The sequence below is a fragment of the Halomonas sp. KX33721 genome (genome assembly GCF_001596805.1).
Classification (GTDB): domain Bacteria; phylum Pseudomonadota; class Gammaproteobacteria; order Pseudomonadales; family Halomonadaceae; genus Vreelandella; species Vreelandella aquamarina.
Window position 1 is genome coordinate 56,347 of sequence record NZ_LVIA01000015.1, and the last position, 16,306, is coordinate 72,652.

The following is a 16,306-nucleotide window of genomic DNA, read 5'->3' on the forward strand; positions in this document are numbered from 1 at the left end:
ATGCACGTTCTTACCTCACGCCTCTCGCCTATTACCTTGCGCCGACTGGCAGCGTTTAAAGCTAACCGCCGTGCACGTATCTCGCTGTGGCTCTTTGGCATCCTGTTTATCATTAGCCTGTTTGCCGAGCTGGTCGCCAACGACAAACCTATTGTGATGCAGTATGACGGCCAGTGGTACGTGCCGCTGCTGGTGGATTATCCAGAAACCGAGTTCGGAGGTTTCCTCCCTACCCGTGCCGATTACCTGGACCCGTTTATCCAGCAGCAGATCAGCGACCACGGCTGGGCGCTCTGGCCGATCATTCCGTTCTCCTATCAAACCCTGGATATGCAGATGACGCAACCCTCGCCTGCACCGCCGGATAGCCGCCACTGGCTGGGCACCGACGACCAGGGCCGCGACGTACTGGCGCGGGTGATTTATGGGTTCAGGCTATCCGTAGCATTTGCGCTAGTGCTCACCGCTGGGTCATTGGTGATTGGCGTTTTTGCTGGCGGGGTACAGGGCTACTTCGGCGGCAAGGTGGATCTCATTGGCCAGCGAGTTACTGAAATTTGGTCGGGGCTGCCGGTACTGTTTTTATTGATTATTTTGGCCAGTTTTGTACAGCCTGGCTTCTGGTGGCTGCTGGGTATCATGCTGCTTTTCTCCTGGCTGGGGCTTGTGGATATTGTTCGTGCCGAGTTTTTGCGGGCCCGCAACCTAGAGTACGTTCGCGCCGCCAAAGCCATGGGGCTTCCTTCACGGCTGATTATGTGGCGGCACGTACTGCCTAATGCCATGGTCGCCACGCTGACGTTTATTCCCTTTCTGTTCACTGGTGCCATCGGCACGTTAACCGCACTGGACTTCCTCGGCTTTGGGTTGCCACCGGGCGCTCCATCGCTGGGTGAGCTAGCCGCCCAGGGCAAAAATAACCTGCACGCCCCTTGGTTAGGGATCACCGCCTTTATGACCCTGGCGATCATGCTTTCCCTGCTGGTATTTATTGGCGAAGGCCTACGCGACGCCTTCGACCCACGCCATGTTAAACAGCGTCCTATCTCTGTCCAGGAAAATTCTGCTCAGGAAACGCCCCATGTCTGAACCCACTACCAAACCGTTACTGCGTCTTAAAGAGTTAACGGTATCTTTTGATGGCAATGTGGTCGTGGACGCTCTTTCGCTAACGGTTAACGCTGGCGAAACACTGGCCATTGTCGGGGAGTCCGGCTCGGGTAAGTCGGTTTCCGCACTAGGGGCCATCGACCTACTGCCAAGCAATGCGGAAGTGCGCGGTCAGCGCTGGCTGGAAGAGACCGACCTGACGCGGCTAAACAAGCGCGACTGGAACGGCATTCGTGGCAATCGTGTTGGGTTCATTTTTCAGGAGCCGATGACCTCGCTTAACCCGCTGCACCGCATTGGCAAACAGATTAGCGAAACGCTGCGGCTACACCAAGGGCTGAGCGGTTCAGCCGCTCGCAGCAAAGCAAAAACGCTGCTTGAGCAAGTCAAACTGCCTCGCCCTGACGAGTTGCTGGATGCTTGGCCTCATCAGCTCTCTGGCGGGCAGCGCCAGCGGGTGATGATTGCCATGGCGATTGCCAACAACCCTGCGCTACTGATTGCCGATGAACCCACCACCGCACTCGATGTCACCGTGCAGCAGGAGATTCTCGCGCTGCTTAAAGAACTGCGCGACCAGCACGGCATGGGCGTACTGCTGATTAGTCATGACTTAAACCTGGTACGCCGCCACGCCGACCGCGTCTGCGTGATGTATCAGGGCAAGGTGCAGGAAACCGGCAGCGTTACCGAGGTGTTTAGCAACCCACAAAGCGATTACACCAAAGCACTGATTGCCGCCGAACCCGAAGGCCGCCCTGCAGAACCCGCAAACACAACGCCTCTGCTGACAACACAGCAACTGCGGGTAAGCTTTAAGCGGCCTAAAACGGGGCTGTTTCAGCGCCAGCCTCCCGCCTTTGAGGCGTTAAAGGCCACCAACCTGACTATTGCCCCCGGTGAAACCCTGGGCATTGTTGGAGAGTCGGGGTCCGGTAAAACGACACTCGCCTCGGCGATTATGCGTTTGGTCGCCAGCCAGGGCGAGGTGCAGCTTGGCGATACACCGCTCAGCCAGCTCTCGGGTGACGCGCTGCGCCGCCAGCGCCATCGTCTGCAGATGGTGTTTCAGGACCCCTACGGTGCCCTTTCACCGCGGATGCCGGTATTCGATATTGTCAGTGAAGGCTTGCGCTTTCACTATCCAAAGCTTACCGATGCGGAAGTGGCCGAACGGGTACACCGCACCTTGTGGGAAGTCGGCTTACCGGAAAGCTGTGCGGCCCGCTACCCTCACGAGTTTTCCGGCGGACAGCGCCAACGCATTGCCGTAGCCCGAGCGATTATTTTAGAGCCGGAACTGCTGGTGCTAGATGAACCCACGTCAGCGCTTGACCGCACCGTGCAAAAGCAGCTGGTTGTGCTGCTGCGCGAACTGCAAGCCCGCCGCCAGCTTAGCTATCTGTTTATCAGCCACGACCTTGCCGTGGTACGGGCGATGGCCCATCGGGTCATGGTGCTAAAAGATGGCGAAGTGGTCGAACAAGGCAACTGCTTGGACGTACTTGCTGCCCCTCAACACGCCTATACCAAAGCACTCATCGAAGCTGCGCACTTGCACTAAGTGCCTGCTTAACTTTTTGTTTAAGCAATTTTCCGGATGTTCTGCTGTTTTTAGTCGAAACAAGATACCGCAATGGACATCTAGTCCATTGCGGTATCTCAACGGAAAAGGTCGCTTAAAAGCTGGCGATCTCTTCCGGGGTAAGCTCCCGCCATTCGCCAGGAGCAAGGTCATCGGGCAACAATACATCACCAATCGAGCGGCGATGTAGCGTGTTAACGTGGTTGCCTAAAGCGGCAAACATGCGCTTCACCTGATGGTAGCGCCCTTCGGTAATGGTGAGTTCCGCTTGTTGCGGGGTGATAAAACGCAGCGTGGCGGGCTGGGTAGGCGTTTCCTCACCTTCCAGTAAGATACCCTCAGCCACCTGTTCTATCGCCTGCTGGGCGGCCTCGCCTTCCATCGGCTCAGCCAACTCCGCTATATAGACTTTGGCACAGCGGTGGCGTGGCGAGGTCACTCGGTGCGACCATTGGCCATCATCGGTCAGTAACAGTAGGCCCGTGGTATCCACATCTAGCCGCCCTACTGGCTGCAGCCGCTCCACTTTAGGTAAGTCGATAATGTCGATTACCCGCGGGTAGAGACCCCGGCGAGCGGTACACTCCACATCCAGCGGTTTATGCATCATCACGTAGCGAAGCCCCACTAGGGCGAGCCGTTCGCCGTTGAGCTTCACTTCGTCATTTTCAGTATCTACCTGGGTGGCCGCCTGCTTGATCGGTTCGCCATTGAGCGTCACTTCACCGTTTTTAAGCGCACGTTTTGCTAGGCTGCGGGTTAGCGGTGTGGTCTCACTTAAAAAACGATCAAGGCGCATTATTGCCCCACTCCTGGCAGCAACGAAAAGCGGTCGGCATCTTGCCAGGCAGGAAATTTTTCACGAAAGGCATCTAGGTCCGTTTTATCTAGCGTCCCCGTTTCAATAAACGGAGTATGGGCAGGATGGTCGATCAGCGGTTCGCCTTTAAAATCGACCAGCATGGAGTCGCCACTATAGGCCAGCCCCTTGGCATCTTCACCCACGCGGTTAACACCCACCACGTAGGCGAGGTTTTCCACCGCGCGCGCCTGTAGCAAGGTACGCCACGGATGCCGCCGAGGAGCGGGCCAATTAGCCACGCACAGGATGGCATCATACTCGAAATGCTCGCCCTCTGCTGGCTGCTGGCGCATCCATACGGGGAAACGCAGGTCGTAGCACACGCTGAGCTGCAGCTTAAAACCGTTGAGTTCTACGATGTGGCGTTGCTTGCCCATGCCATAGCGCTCATGCTCCCCGGCCATGCGAAACAGGTGGCGTTTGTCGTAGTAGCTCACTTCTCCCGTTGGCGTTGCCCACACCATACGGTTGTAGTACTGGCCGTCGTCAACAATGGCGACGCTGCCGGTCACCACGCAGCCCCTTGCCTTCGCCTGGGTTTGCAGCCAGGCAACGCTTTGGCTCTCTTTCATGGGCTGCGCCATTTCCCGGGAATTCATCGTGAAACCGGTGGCAAACATCTCTGGCAGTACAATCAGGTCAGTGTCGCGACTATCTAAATCACCCAGCAGTGCTTCTAAATGCGTGTGGTTGGCTTGGGGATCTTCCCAGCGTAAGTCGCACTGCACCAGGCTAGTTTTTAATTGACTCATGCCACGTCTCCTTTGCATCGGTGTCTTTATCAATTGTGTGCTAGATTAGCATTTTTACTTAATGAGGCTGCTATGCTTCCATCCGCTCCTAGGGACCCTGAAGCGGTCAAAGGCGTCATGTTTGGCTTAACCGCCTACACCATGTGGGGGTGTTTCCCGCTGTTTTTTGCCCTCTTTGACGGGATTCCGGCCTTTGAGATCTTGATTCACCGCATTTTGTGGTCGTGCCTATTCCTGGTGGGGCTGATTAGCGTGTTGGGCCGCTGGTCACCGGTCGTGGCTGCATTGGTGCAGCCTAAGCGCTTGGGCCGAGTGTTAGCCTGCGCGCTGCTGATCGCCTTTAACTGGGGCATCTATATCTATGCGGTGGAGAGCAAACAGGTGCTGCAAGCCAGTTTAGGCTACTTTCTCACCCCGTTGGTGAATGTAGCACTGGGCATGCTAGTACTTCGGGAAGTCATGGCGAAGCTACAGCTTGTGGCGCTGGGCCTCGCCAGCCTTGCCATTGCGATTCAATTTATCATGCTGGGTGAATTACCGTGGCTTAGCTTGCTGCTTGCTCTTAGCTTCGGCAGCTATGGGCTGTTTCGTAAGCAAGTGCCACTGGATGGACTGTCAGGTCTCTTCGTGGAAACGCTGCTGCTATTCCCGCTGGCGCTAATGGCGCTTACCTGGATGAGCTGGCAGGGCGAGTCACATTTCCTCCACGATGCGCCCATGTCCGCGCTGTTAGTCGTGAGCGGAGTCTTAACTGCCCTGCCGTTGATGGCCTTTGCAGGCGCGGCGCGTCGCTTACGCTTGGCCACGCTGGGGTTCTTAATGTATATCAACCCCAGCATTCAGTTCCTAATTGCCTTGACGATTTTCGGTGAGCCCCTGGGCATGATCCAACTCGCTACGTTCTTGATGATCTGGACCGGTCTTGCGCTCTACTCCTGGTCCTCATGGCAATCACGCCCGCGTCAAGCGGCGGTTTGACGAAGCAGTCGGTAACGCTGGCTGCTCTTTATGAGCCACACTGGTTGCGGTGTTTTTTTCCGGCGGGTAGCCAACACGGAAACCGCCCCAGTGCTTGCCATTAATATAAATCGGCACTGAGAGGTCGTGCATGATCTCGCCAGTATCACGCTTGTAGGTTTGCAGTAGCAGCGGTTTCTCGTGTGCACCGCAACGGCTACCGGTGGGATCATCAAAAATACGCTTACTGCGGCAGTACTTTAGATCGTGGTCATAATCGCCGGTTGGCGCGCGGCTTACAGCAGCATTGTGGGTAGGCACGTAGCCGTTACGGTCACAAGCAATGGCGTAGCTCAAGCCATATTCGTTGAGTAACGGCTCCTGAAGGCTGGGCAACTGCTGATCCGTGAAAGAATCGAACCCGGTATGGTAAAGCGGGGGGCGAGTGCCGTTAATGGCCGCATAATCTGGTTGGAACAGCGCTCTTTCTGATAGCTCCCCTCGGGCAATGGCTTTCTCAAACAGTTTACCGATGCGGTCAGCGGTTTGGCGGGCAACCAGAAAGACGGTTTGATGCCGCCCCTGTAGACGCTGCTGCGCCAGTTCGCCGTCAACACCTTCTGCGGCATCCATGAGCGCACGCGCCTGAAGGGCCAACTCGTGCATGTTGCGGTTGCCTTCATCTACATCGTCCTCCAACTGGCTCAGGCTGTCGGCCACCGTTTGGCTATGTTCTTTAGTACTGGCCATAGCATCGGCAACGCTGGTGATCTCCTGCTGGACTTGATCAAACTCTTCGGTCATCGTGGCTAAGCTGCTGCCTACTCGTTGCATCCCCTGGGAGCGTTCGCGAACCCGCGTCATCAAATCCCCCATGGTGGCCACCACGCTCTGACCGCTCTGATGCATGTCTTTGACCAGCTCATCAACGCTTTGCGTCGCCGTCGAAGTCTTCAAAGCGAGGTTACGCACTTCTCCTGCGACCACAGCAAAGCCCCTGCCATGCTCACCTGCTCGAGCGGCTTCAATGGAGGCATTCAGTGAAAGCAGATGGGTCTGTTCGGCAATGCCTTCAATCATCGAGGTGACGCTGCGCACACGCTCAATTTTATCGTTGAGTACAGTCAGCATATCCAGCGCTTGGTTAGAGCGCTCAGCCACATCGGTCATATCATGGATGATAGCGGTCAGTTCATCGTGATTATGATGGCTGGCCTGTCGTGCGTTATCGGCAAGGGCGGCCACCTGGGTAGCACTGGCACTGACCTGCATAATGGCAGCATTGATAGCGCTCATACTGGAGGACGCTTCGCTGGCCATAGTCTCCTGTTTGCCCAGCCGCTGAGCCATCAAGTCAGCGTAATGGGACACTTCCGCCGAAGCAATCGCGGTACTGCTGGCACGGTTCATCAACCGGTATGCCATTGCCCGCAGGGCTCTATAATCACGCAGCGGCTTTAGCCCGAAGGCCGACTGATTCAAGCGCTGCCGGTCAGCGCCATAAACGCTATACAACCCGCTAACTACAACCCCCATGCCACCTAATGCAGCGCACGGAACCGCAAGGTATTGCCAACCTGCTGGTAGCGACACCAACCAGATAGAAGCGATCAAGAGTAGCAATGACACCAGCCAACGAAGTAGTCGCATGTGAGGTACTCTGTTGTAGTTAACATGTTTGCGCCATGGAGCGATGCGAATCGGGAGAGTATTTCTTCTCAGTAATCTTAACGGGTTATGCTAATGAAAGAAGTAGCACTTTGGGGGAAGAGCGATGTGTATTGCTGGCAAGGAAACGGCAAATGCCGTAATTATCGTTATAACGCGCTAAACTATTGCCTTTATTTTCAATGCTGCCCTTATGCACACTCGGCCTAAGCCATAGGAGCTTATGTTTAAGCGCTATTTGCCTATTTTTACCTGGCTGCCCCACTACCATAAGCGTTTGCTTGGAGCCGACCTTCTGGCAGGCTTAATTGTGACCGTTATGGTCATACCTCAATCGCTAGCTTATGCCCTGCTTGCGGGATTGCCAGCCGTGGTAGGCCTCTATGCGAGTATTCTGCCGCAACTGCTGTATACCTTTCTTGGCACCAGCCGCACTCTGGCGGTAGGGCCAGTCGCCATCATCGCGCTGATGACTGGGGCCGCGCTATCCTCGGTGGCTGCGCCTGGTACCCCCGAGTACCTGCAGGCTGCGCTGGTGCTCTCGCTGCTCTCAGGTGCCATTTTGGTGGCCATGGGCGCGCTAAAGATGGGCTTTTTCAGCAACTATTTAAGCCACCCGGTTATTTCGGGCTTTTTAACCGCTTCGGGAATTTTGATTGCCGTTAGCCAGTTAGGCAGCCTGCTGGGCGTTTCAAGCAGCGGTTTCACTCTGGTAGAGCGCCTGATGACGCTACTGCCTAACCTGCCTACGTTTAACCCTTATACAGTTGCCATTGGCGGTGGAACGCTGCTGTTTCTGGTGTTAATGCGCCGCTATGGCAAACAAAGCTTGATAAAGGTAGGCCTTCCCGCAGCACTCGCTGATTTAATGACCAAAGCAGGGCCCGTCTTTGCCGTGGTGGTCACTACGTTGGCGGCGTGGCACTGGCAGTTGGCTTACGAGCATGGGGTAGCCGTGGTCGGCACTATTCCCAGCGGTCTGCCCGCACTTAGCTTTCCCTGGGGGGATGCGTCGTTATGGCGAGCACTATTAATACCCGCCATGTTGATTAGCCTAGTGGGGTTTGTCGAGTCGGTTTCTATGGGGCAAATGCTGGCAGCAAAACGGCGCCAGCGTATCTCCCCCAACCAGGAGCTGATTGGCTTAGGGGCCGCCAACTTAGCGGCAGGGTTTACCAGTGGCATGCCTGTCACCGGCGGCTTATCCCGCACCGTCATCAACTACGATGCGGGCGCACAAACGCCTGCTGCTGGGGCCTTTGCCGCGCTCGGCATTGCACTTGTGACCATGGCATTTACCGGCTGGCTCTACCATCTACCCATTGCAACGCTGGCGGCCACCATCACGGTGTCTATTTTGACCCTGGTGGATATCCCCATGCTGCGCCAAACCTGGCGCTACTCCCGTAGCGACTTTGCCGCCATGGCGGTCACGATTCTATTAACACTGGTGGAAGGCATTGAAGCGGGCATTATTGGTGGGGTAACACTTTCCATTGCGCTCTTTTTATACCGCACCAGCCGCCCTCACAGCGCTTTAGTGGGCCGAGTGCCGGATACCGAGCACTTTCGTAATGTAGAGCGGCATGATGTGGAGACGGTGAGCAACGCAGCCCTACTGCGCATCGATGAGAGCCTCTACTTCGCCAATGCCCGTTATCTCGAAGACACCGTTTACAACTTGGTGGCCAGCCGCCCAGAGCTTGAGCATGTCGTGCTGATCTGTTCAGCAGTCAACCTGATTGACGCCTCGGCCTTGGAGAGTCTGGATGCCATCAATGCTCGCTTGAAAGATTCCGACGTCAAACTGCACTTATCAGAGGTGAAAGGCCCGGTGATGGACCAGTTGAAAAAAAGCGACTTCCTGGATGCGTTAACCGGGCGGGTATTTTTAAGCACCTACGCGGCATGGCGGCAATTCTCTTAGCTTAGGAACGCATAAACCACTGAAAATCCAGGCAACCGCCTGGCTTTTTTTGTGAGCCTAAGGACTATTTTTGACTGCCCACCAGAACAGCGTTGACAGCCTCTCTAGCCTTACCTACTATCACTCGACCACTTAGCAAAACCAAATACCGCATAGCAAAACACAAAGTAGCTAAACGTAACGAACCTAAAAGTAACAATCACAATAGAAGCAACCACAATAAAGGAGCATCTCAATGCGTCCGTTTGCTCACCGCCTACTCATCGCCGCACTTCCCCTTTCTTTATTGAGTGCATCAATCAGCCATGCCAGCGAGGTAGAACTCCCTGGCACTATGGCCTGGACGGCCTACGGCACCAACTCTAGCGGTTACGCCCAAGCCGTTGCGATTGGCAATATGCTGCAGAATAAGTACGACTCTTCTGTGCGCATTCTGCCTGGTGATAACGATGTTTCCCGTATGACGCCCCTTAAACAGGGTCGCGTTGACCTGTGCGCTTGCGGTATCGCCAGCTACTACGGCGCTGAAGGGGTCATGATGTTTGCCGACCGCGATTGGGGTCCGCAGCCGCTGCGCGTGATTACCACCTCTACCGCGTCGTTTGGTCTGTCGCTGGCTGTGGCGGGTGATTTGGACGTTGAAACCCCCGCCGATTTAGCAGGCAAACGCATTGCTTATATTCGCGGTGATGATGCCCTGAACAAAGGCACTCAGGCGTACCTTGCCTTCGGCGGCCTAACCTGGGATGACGTTGAACGCGTTGACTACCCCGGCTATGCCCGCTCTTTCGACGGCATTATTGCTGGTGATGTGGACGCCTCGTTCACTACCACCGTTACACCGCCCGCTCAGCAGCTCGCGAGCAGCCCACGGGGCGTTAGCTGGCCGGTGCTTGACCCTAACGATGAAGCTGGCTGGGAACGCATGGCGGCGGTGGCACCCTACTTCCGCCCCCATGAAGTCACCGCCGGTGCAGGCGGCATTAGCGCCGACAACCCGGTACCCAGCGCCAGCTATCCCTACCCCATTGTGGTGGCGAATCAAGACCTTGATGACAATGTCGCTTACGGTTTAATCAAAGCGATGCAGGAAAACTACGACGACTACAAAGATAACGCGCCGGGTGCAGTGGGCTACGCGCTGGAGTACCAGGATCTACAGTGGGTAATCCCATTCCACGACGCAGTGGTGGAGTACTACAAAGAGATCGACGTGTGGACCGATGAGATGCAGGCCCACCAAGACCAACTCGTTGAGCGTCAAAACGTATTAATGCAGGCCTGGGAGCAGTTTATGCAAGACGCATCCAGCGATGCCGATACGTTTACTACTGACTGGATGGCCGCCCGCGCCACGGCGCTCACCGATGCTGGGTTCGAGCCGATCTTCGAGTAACTCGCCACGGGGCGGCGCTCGCCGCCCCTGCTGATTGATGGAACGCCCTATGACCACCGATACCGCACCTGCCAGCACGCCGCAGGTTAAAGAAAAGATCAGCCAAATCCGCGAGCTGCCTCTGGCGCTTCGTTGGGTGCCTGCCACCGTCACCGTATTACTGATGATGATGACGCTGGACTACCTGTTTAACTGGGGCTTGCTCACGTTCGTGACCGGGCTGGAAACTCAGTTTTACTATGCAGTGGTGGCACTGCTTCTGCCGCTCGTGTTTCTGCTATGGCCCATGCGCAGCAGCCAACAGGAGCAATCCATTCCCTGGTATGACTACCTGCTTAGCGCTGTCACGCTGATCGTGGGTGGCTACTTTGTGTATAACGCTGTTCCCATTCTGGAGCGCGGCTGGGCGTTTGCAGCTCCGGATATCGCCATTTATTTCAGCTATGCCTACTGGTTATTGATTATCGAAGCCGCCCGCCGAGCCGGCGGTTTGCCGATTGCCATCATTGCCGGGGTGTTCTCGCTTTACCCCTTAGTAGCCGATATCGTTCCTGGCCCCATCCAGGCATTCCCTTCTAGCCTGCCTGAAACGGCGATGTACCACACCATGAGCACCGAAAGCATCATGGGGGTTCCGCTACAGGCTTTTGCGGGCCTGGTGATTGGCTTTCTGGTGTTTGGCGTGGTGCTGCAAAAAAGCGGCGGCGGCAAATTCTTCATTAATTTAGCCTTTGCGCTTTTAGGCCATGTACGCGGCGGCCCGGCTAAGGTGTCGATTTTTTCCAGCGGCCTGATGGGTTCCATGAGCGGCAGCGTGATCAGTAACGTGCTGACCACCGGGGTACTCTCGATTCCGGCCATGCGCCGCATTGGCATGAGCCGCTCGTTTGCGGGCGGTGTGGAAGCCTGCGCCTCAACCGGTGGCGTATTGATGCCCCCAGTGATGGGCGCCACCGCCTTCGTGATGGCCATGTTCCTGGATATTCCCTACTCAGCAGTGGCGCTGGCAGCGGTCATCCCCTCGATTCTCTATTTCCTTGGTCTGTTCATTCAAATTGATGCCTATGCCGCGCGCAATGACATCAAAGGCCTGCCCGCCATCGAGCTGCCGTCGATTAAGCAAACGCTGAAAGAGGGCTGGTACTTTATCTTCGTCTTCGGCCTGCTGGTGTGGATGCTGCTGATCATGCAACGCGAAGCGGTTGCCCCATTCTATGCGACCGCCCTGCTGTTAGTGCTCAACCAGCTCTCTAAGCAGAATCGCTGGGGTTGGAAGGATGTCACCGAGACGCTCTCGTCGGCGGCCAAGCTGTTTGCTGAGCTTATCGCCATTCTGGCGGGCGTGGGTATGTTGGTAGGCGCGCTCTCCATGACCGGCCTGTCGGGCACCATTGCCAACGACTTTATCAATATCGCCGGCGGCAGCGTGCCATTGCTGCTAATTATGGGCGCGGTCACCAGCTTTGTGTTGGGCATTGGCATGACCGTTACCGCGGCCTATATCTTCCTGGCGGTGGCGCTCGCCCCTGCGCTGATTCAAGGCGGCGGTCTGGACCCCATGGCGGTGCACATGTTCATTCTCTACTGGGGCATGCTCAGCTTTATCACGCCACCCGTGGCACTCGGTGCTTTTGCCGCCGCTACCGTGGCCGGTGCCCGTCCTATGGAAACCGGCCTGCAGGCCATGCGTCTAGGCAGCGTGATTTACTTTATACCCTTCCTGTTCGTACTGAATCCCGCGCTGATCATGCAGGGCGAACCATGGATGGTCATTGCCGTGTTTATCCAAGCGGTCATCGGCATCATCCTGTTTGCCTCCGCGATGCAAGGCTACCTGATGGGCGTGGGTCGTTTGGGTTACGGCGCGCTGCAGGAAATCGTGATTCGTGCGCTGGTACTGATCGCGGGGCTACTGCTCGCCCTACCGGGCGGCGGCATGGTACCGCTAAGCCAGTGGGAGTTGATTGGTTTAGCCGCTGTGGCGCTGCTACCCGCCGTGGTGCTTGCCCGCCTTAGCCAGCGCCATCACCAGCGTTCGCTCACTGCCAACGCTTAATGCCACCCTCGAGGATTCTTATGAGCACAAAAACAAATCTCACCCTCGTACTCGGTAGTTTAACGGCAGGCCTGCTGGCGGCTGGCAGCGCCAGCGCCATGCCTAGCACGCTGAACTGGACCGCGTATGGCACCGGCACCAGTGGCCATGCGCAGATTATGGCCATCAGCCAGCTGCTACAGGAGGAGCACGGCACTCAGTCCCGCGTCATCCCGGGTGAAAACGACACCATGCGCATGACACCGCTGAAAACTGGCCGCGTGGATCTCTGCGCCTGCGGCATTGCCAGCTACTACGGCTCTGAAGGCGTGATGATGTTCGCCGGGCCGGACTGGGGCCCGCAGCCCATTCGGGTGATTTCTACCTCCATGGCCAGCTTTGGGTTAGGTATGGCCGTGGCAGGCGACGTAGAGATGGATTCCATCGCCGATCTGGAAGGTAAACGTCTAGCCTACCTGCGCGGCGACGACGCGCTGAACAAAGCCGCTGAAGCCTACCTAGCTTTCGCGGGTTTGACCTGGGATGACGTCGAGCGCGTTGACTTCCCCGGCTACAACGCCGCCTTCGACGGCATTATCAGCGGCCGCGCCGATGCCGCTATTACCACGACGGTTACCCCTGCCGCCCAACGCTTAGCGGCGAGCCCGCGTGGATTGCAGTGGCCGGAGCTACCCACTGAAGACGCCGCAGGTTGGGCACAGATGCTGGAGGTGGCCCCCTACTTCCAACCCCACGACGTCACTTCAGGCGCAGGTATTAACGCTGACCACCCGCTTGCCAGCGCCAGCTACCCCTATCCGATCATGGTGAGCAACGCCGATTTAGCGCCAGAAACCGTCACCGGCTTGATCACCACGCTAGTGGAGTCCTTCGACGACTATAAAGATAACGCCCCAGGGGCTAGCGGCTATGCCCTTGAGAATCAAAACATGACCTGGGTGGTGCCTTTCCACGATGCCGTGGTGGCGTACTACCAAGAAAGCGGTGTATGGACCGATGAAATGGACGCCCACCAGAACGCTTTGGTGGAGCGGCAACAGCTGCTAATGGACACCTGGGAAGCCTATCAAGCCGATGCGCCCGAAGACGAAGCGGCGTTTATCGACGGCTGGATGGAAACCCGGCGGGCTGCCTTACAAGAAGCTGGGTTAAACCCCGTTTTTTGATGTTGCTTCAATCACGACGGAAATCATTACCTAAGGCCGCCTCTGCGCGGCCTTTTGTTTAGCCAACAACGTTCCGCAATGCAGAACGTTGTTTTGCATTATTGACTCTAACGGCATCTTTCGCCATGATCACCTCATTCCGAATAACAACTTTAAATTTCATATAGCGAAATACGGGAGCCACTATGAGTGTTCACTACCAGCGACATGGCGAGGTCGGCGTCATTAGTATCGCTAACCCGCCCGTCAACGCATTGAGCCAAGCGGTGCGTAGCGGTTTGCTCAGCGCCCTTGAAGAGGGATTGGCCGACCAGCAGGCCCAAGCACTGGTGGTGATGGCAGAGGGGCGCACCTTTATCGCCGGGGCCGATATACGTGAATTTGGTAAGCCGCCCCAAGCACCTCTGCTACCGGATGTCATTACCCAGCTAGAAGCCTGCTCGAAACCGCTCATCGCATCGCTACACGGCACTGCGCTAGGCGGCGGCTTGGAAGTTGCGCTGGGTTGCCACTATCGTGTTGCGCTGGCAGGCACCCGCGTTGGTTTACCGGAAGTGAAGCTTGGCTTACTGCCCGGCGCAGGCGGTACCCAGCGGCTGCCCCGTTTGGTAGGTGTTGAAAGATCCCTAGAAATCATCACCAGCGGGCGCTTTGTAGACGCCGCTGAAGCGCAGGATATCGGCATTATCGATGCCATCAGCGATGCCCAAACACCGCTGGAAGCGGGTTTGGCAGCGGCAAAAGAGGTATTAGCGGGACAACAGCAGGCGCGCATCACCGGTCAGTTACCCGCTCCAGAGGCCAACCCCCTGGCCATTGCTGCCATGCGAGAGCAGCTTGAAACCAGCGTACCAGCTCTGTTCTCTCCGTTTCGCATTGTGGACGCCGTTGACGCCTGCACCAAAGCCACATCTCTGGAAGAGGGTTTGCGCCGCGAGCGTGAGCTATTTCTTGCCTGTATGGACTCCCCGCAGCGCGCAGGGCTGATTCACCTCTTTTTTGCCGCTAGAAATCCCCATGTCGTCCCTGGCGTAGACAATGCTGAGCCCTTTGCGCAGATCGCCCTCATCGGTGAGCACACGCTGTTTGAGACGTTTCATACCGCCGCCCAGCGCGCCAACATAACGCTTACCGATACCCCAAACGATAGCACCGAGCTGTGCCTGCTCGCCCCTGGCGAAGATGTCAGCACCTGCCCTTCTCAAGCCGTCACCGTAGCGCTGCAGCCACTCACCGACAGTGCCTCAGCCACACTCCTAAGCCTAGTACTTGCCGAGCGCGGCCCGTTCCATGAATTGGTGAATCACCACGCCAGCGCGACCGACCAGCAGCGGGCTGCCTTAACGCTCAAAGCGCTGCGGGCCAACGTGGTGGTTAGCAAGTCGCCTAGCGTATTGAGCACGCTGTATAACGCCGCAAAGCAAGCGCCCGACAACGACGCTCAGTCAGCCATGGAGCAGGCGAGCCTGACGCTAGCGCAGCAAGGTGCCTGCTACCGCGAGAGCGATATTGATCTGCTGGCAGTGGAAGCGTTGGGCTACCCCCGCCATTTAGGCGGGCCGCACCGCCATGCCTCTCTGCCATCCCATTTATCGACTCACAAAAAGACGCCTTCCGAGGATGCACACTCATGAACCTGACGTTTAGCCCCGAAGAGCAGGCATTCCGCGAGGAAGTCCGCCGATTTTTAGCCGATGCACTGCCGAGCGACATCCGTGAGCGCGTGCGCCTAGGCCGCCATCTACCCGCCGATGACCACATCCGCTGGCAGAATATTCTCAGCGATCAAGGGTGGCTTGCCGCCAACTGGCCTGTTGAACACGGCGGTCCAGGCTGGGGCCCGGTGCAGCGACATATCTTCGATGAAGAGTGCGCCGCCGCCCACGCCCCTACGGTGGTGCCCTTTGGCGTCAATATGGTCGCGCCAGTGATTATGAAATTCGGCAGTGTGGAACAGCAACAACACTACCTGCCGCGGATTCTTAATAACCAGGACTGGTGGTGCCAAGGTTATTCTGAGCCGGGCGCTGGCTCGGATTTGGCGGGCTTATCCACCCGCGCCGTGCTCGATGGCGACCACTACATCGTCAACGGGCAGAAAACCTGGACGACCCTGGGCCAGCACGCCAATATGATGTTCTGTTTGGTGCGCACCGACCCCCACGCGAAAAAACAGGCGGGTATCAGCTTCTTGCTGATCGATATGCAGACCCCCGGCATTACCGTACGGCCGATTATTACCCTCGACGGTGCTCATGAAGTCAACGAAGTGTTTCTCGATAATGTGCGCGTGCCAGTAGAAAACCGCGTGGGTGAAGAGGGCCAAGGCTGGACCTGCGCCAAATTCTTGCTTACCCACGAGCGCACCGGCATTGCCGGGCTTGGCCACGCTAAGCAGGCACTGCGCCATTTGAAGTCCCTCGCCTCCCGTATGCAGCATCGCGGCAAGCCGCTTTTATCGCTCCCCAGCTTTCGCCAACGAGTGGTCAAAGCAGAGCTTGAGCTGATGGCGCTGGAAGTGACCAACCTGCGCGTGATTGCCGCAGCGCGGGATGGCGGCGTGCCGGGTGCAGAAAGCTCGCTGCTAAAAGTGCGTGGCTCTGAGCTGCGCCAAGAGATCAGCGAGCTCACCCGCCGTGCGCTTGGCCCTGCTGCCCTGCCATTCTTCCCCGAGTTTCTCCATGGTGATGCGTCGCTAGATGACGAATACGCCCAAGGCGCTGCCGCCAGCGCCCAGTATTTTAATCGTCGCAAGCTGTCGATTTATGGCGGTGCCAACGAGATTCAAAAAAGCATCGTCGCTAAAACCATTTTAGGTATGTAAGGG

Annotated in this window: 12 protein-coding genes; 9 read left to right on the top strand and 3 right to left on the bottom strand. The window is 56.9% G+C overall.

Annotation, left to right across the window (positions count from 1 at the left end; translation table 11 throughout):
• Complete coding sequence (locus tag A3220_RS06270) at positions 1-1,089, top strand: ABC transporter permease (RefSeq protein WP_044629154.1); 1,089 nt, start codon at positions 1-3, stop codon at positions 1,087-1,089.
• Positions 1,082-2,674: a dipeptide ABC transporter ATP-binding protein gene (locus A3220_RS06275; RefSeq protein ID WP_062373826.1), complete on the top strand. Its 1,593-nt coding sequence runs from the start codon at positions 1,082-1,084 to the stop codon at positions 2,672-2,674. The genes A3220_RS06270 and A3220_RS06275 overlap by 8 nt, the downstream gene beginning before the upstream one ends.
• Before the next feature lie 115 nt (positions 2,675-2,789).
• Here A3220_RS06275 and A3220_RS06280 read toward each other — a convergent pair whose 3' ends face one another.
• Positions 2,790-3,494 (bottom strand): pseudouridine synthase, encoded by a 705-nt coding sequence (locus A3220_RS06280; protein WP_062373829.1) that lies wholly within the window; start codon positions 3,492-3,494, stop codon positions 2,790-2,792.
• Positions 3,494-4,309, bottom strand: coding sequence for an amidohydrolase (locus A3220_RS06285; RefSeq protein WP_044629157.1), 816 nt, complete (start codon positions 4,307-4,309; stop codon positions 3,494-3,496). Before A3220_RS06285 ends, A3220_RS06280 begins: the two co-directional genes overlap by 1 nt.
• A 72-nt stretch (positions 4,310-4,381) precedes the next feature.
• On the opposite strand from A3220_RS06285, the gene rarD reads away from it, so the two are divergent.
• The gene (rarD, locus tag A3220_RS06290) at positions 4,382-5,287 is read left to right on the top strand and encodes an EamA family transporter RarD (protein ID WP_062373832.1); all 906 of its coding nucleotides are present in this window, start codon (positions 4,382-4,384) and stop codon (positions 5,285-5,287) included.
• Here rarD and A3220_RS06295 read toward each other — a convergent pair.
• The gene (locus A3220_RS06295; protein WP_062373835.1) at positions 5,261-6,916 is read right to left on the bottom strand and encodes a methyl-accepting chemotaxis protein; all 1,656 of its coding nucleotides are present in this window, start codon (positions 6,914-6,916) and stop codon (positions 5,261-5,263) included. The two genes, rarD and A3220_RS06295, sit on opposite strands and share 27 nt — an antisense overlap.
• 241 nt (positions 6,917-7,157) lie before the next feature.
• Between A3220_RS06295 and sulP the strand changes: the two genes are divergently transcribed.
• From sulP to A3220_RS06325, 6 genes are all read left to right on the top strand, one after another.
• Positions 7,158-8,861 (top strand): sulfate permease, encoded by a 1,704-nt coding sequence (gene sulP, locus A3220_RS06300; protein ID WP_062373838.1) that lies wholly within the window; start codon positions 7,158-7,160, stop codon positions 8,859-8,861.
• Between the two features lie 235 nt (positions 8,862-9,096).
• A complete protein-coding gene (locus A3220_RS06305) occupies positions 9,097-10,257 on the top strand; it encodes a TAXI family TRAP transporter solute-binding subunit (protein WP_062373841.1) in 1,161 nt (386 codons plus the stop codon).
• A 49-nt stretch (positions 10,258-10,306) separates the two neighbouring features.
• Positions 10,307-12,313, top strand: a complete 2,007-nt coding sequence (locus A3220_RS06310) for a TRAP transporter fused permease subunit (protein WP_062373842.1) — start codon at positions 10,307-10,309, stop codon at positions 12,311-12,313.
• A gap of 20 nt (positions 12,314-12,333) precedes the next feature.
• The gene (locus A3220_RS06315; RefSeq protein WP_252860425.1) at positions 12,334-13,479 is read left to right on the top strand and encodes a TAXI family TRAP transporter solute-binding subunit; all 1,146 of its coding nucleotides are present in this window, start codon (positions 12,334-12,336) and stop codon (positions 13,477-13,479) included.
• Positions 13,480-13,664: 185 nt separating this feature from the next.
• Positions 13,665-15,113 carry an enoyl-CoA hydratase/isomerase family protein gene (locus tag A3220_RS06320; protein ID WP_062373845.1) on the top strand — a complete coding sequence of 483 codons (1,449 nt, stop codon included), beginning with the start codon at positions 13,665-13,667 and terminating at the stop codon, positions 15,111-15,113.
• A complete protein-coding gene (locus A3220_RS06325) occupies positions 15,110-16,303 on the top strand; it encodes an acyl-CoA dehydrogenase family protein (RefSeq protein WP_044629165.1) in 1,194 nt (397 codons plus the stop codon). The genes A3220_RS06320 and A3220_RS06325 overlap by 4 nt, the downstream gene beginning before the upstream one ends.
• Positions 16,304-16,306 lie beyond the last annotated feature (3 nt).

Bases quoted from the DNA above. Each gene is read 5' to 3' on its own strand.
- A3220_RS06270 (WP_044629154.1), top strand. From the start codon at position 1: ATGCACGTTCTTACCTCACGCCTCTCGCCTATTACCTTGCGCCGACTG.
- A3220_RS06275 (WP_062373826.1), top strand. From the start codon at position 1,082: ATGTCTGAACCCACTACCAAACCGTTACTGCGTCTTAAAGAGTTAACG.
- A3220_RS06280 (WP_062373829.1), bottom strand. From the start codon at position 3,494: ATGCGCCTTGATCGTTTTTTAAGTGAGACCACACCGCTAACCCGCAGC.
- A3220_RS06285 (WP_044629157.1), bottom strand. From the start codon at position 4,309: ATGAGTCAATTAAAAACTAGCCTGGTGCAGTGCGACTTACGCTGGGAA.
- rarD (WP_062373832.1), top strand. From the start codon at position 4,382: ATGCTTCCATCCGCTCCTAGGGACCCTGAAGCGGTCAAAGGCGTCATG.
- A3220_RS06295 (WP_062373835.1), bottom strand. From the start codon at position 6,916: ATGCGACTACTTCGTTGGCTGGTGTCATTGCTACTCTTGATCGCTTCT.
- sulP (WP_062373838.1), top strand. From the start codon at position 7,158: ATGTTTAAGCGCTATTTGCCTATTTTTACCTGGCTGCCCCACTACCAT.
- A3220_RS06305 (WP_062373841.1), top strand. From the start codon at position 9,097: ATGCGTCCGTTTGCTCACCGCCTACTCATCGCCGCACTTCCCCTTTCT.
- A3220_RS06310 (WP_062373842.1), top strand. From the start codon at position 10,307: ATGACCACCGATACCGCACCTGCCAGCACGCCGCAGGTTAAAGAAAAG.
- A3220_RS06315 (WP_252860425.1), top strand. From the start codon at position 12,334: ATGAGCACAAAAACAAATCTCACCCTCGTACTCGGTAGTTTAACGGCA.
- A3220_RS06320 (WP_062373845.1), top strand. From the start codon at position 13,665: ATGAGTGTTCACTACCAGCGACATGGCGAGGTCGGCGTCATTAGTATC.
- A3220_RS06325 (WP_044629165.1), top strand. From the start codon at position 15,110: ATGAACCTGACGTTTAGCCCCGAAGAGCAGGCATTCCGCGAGGAAGTC.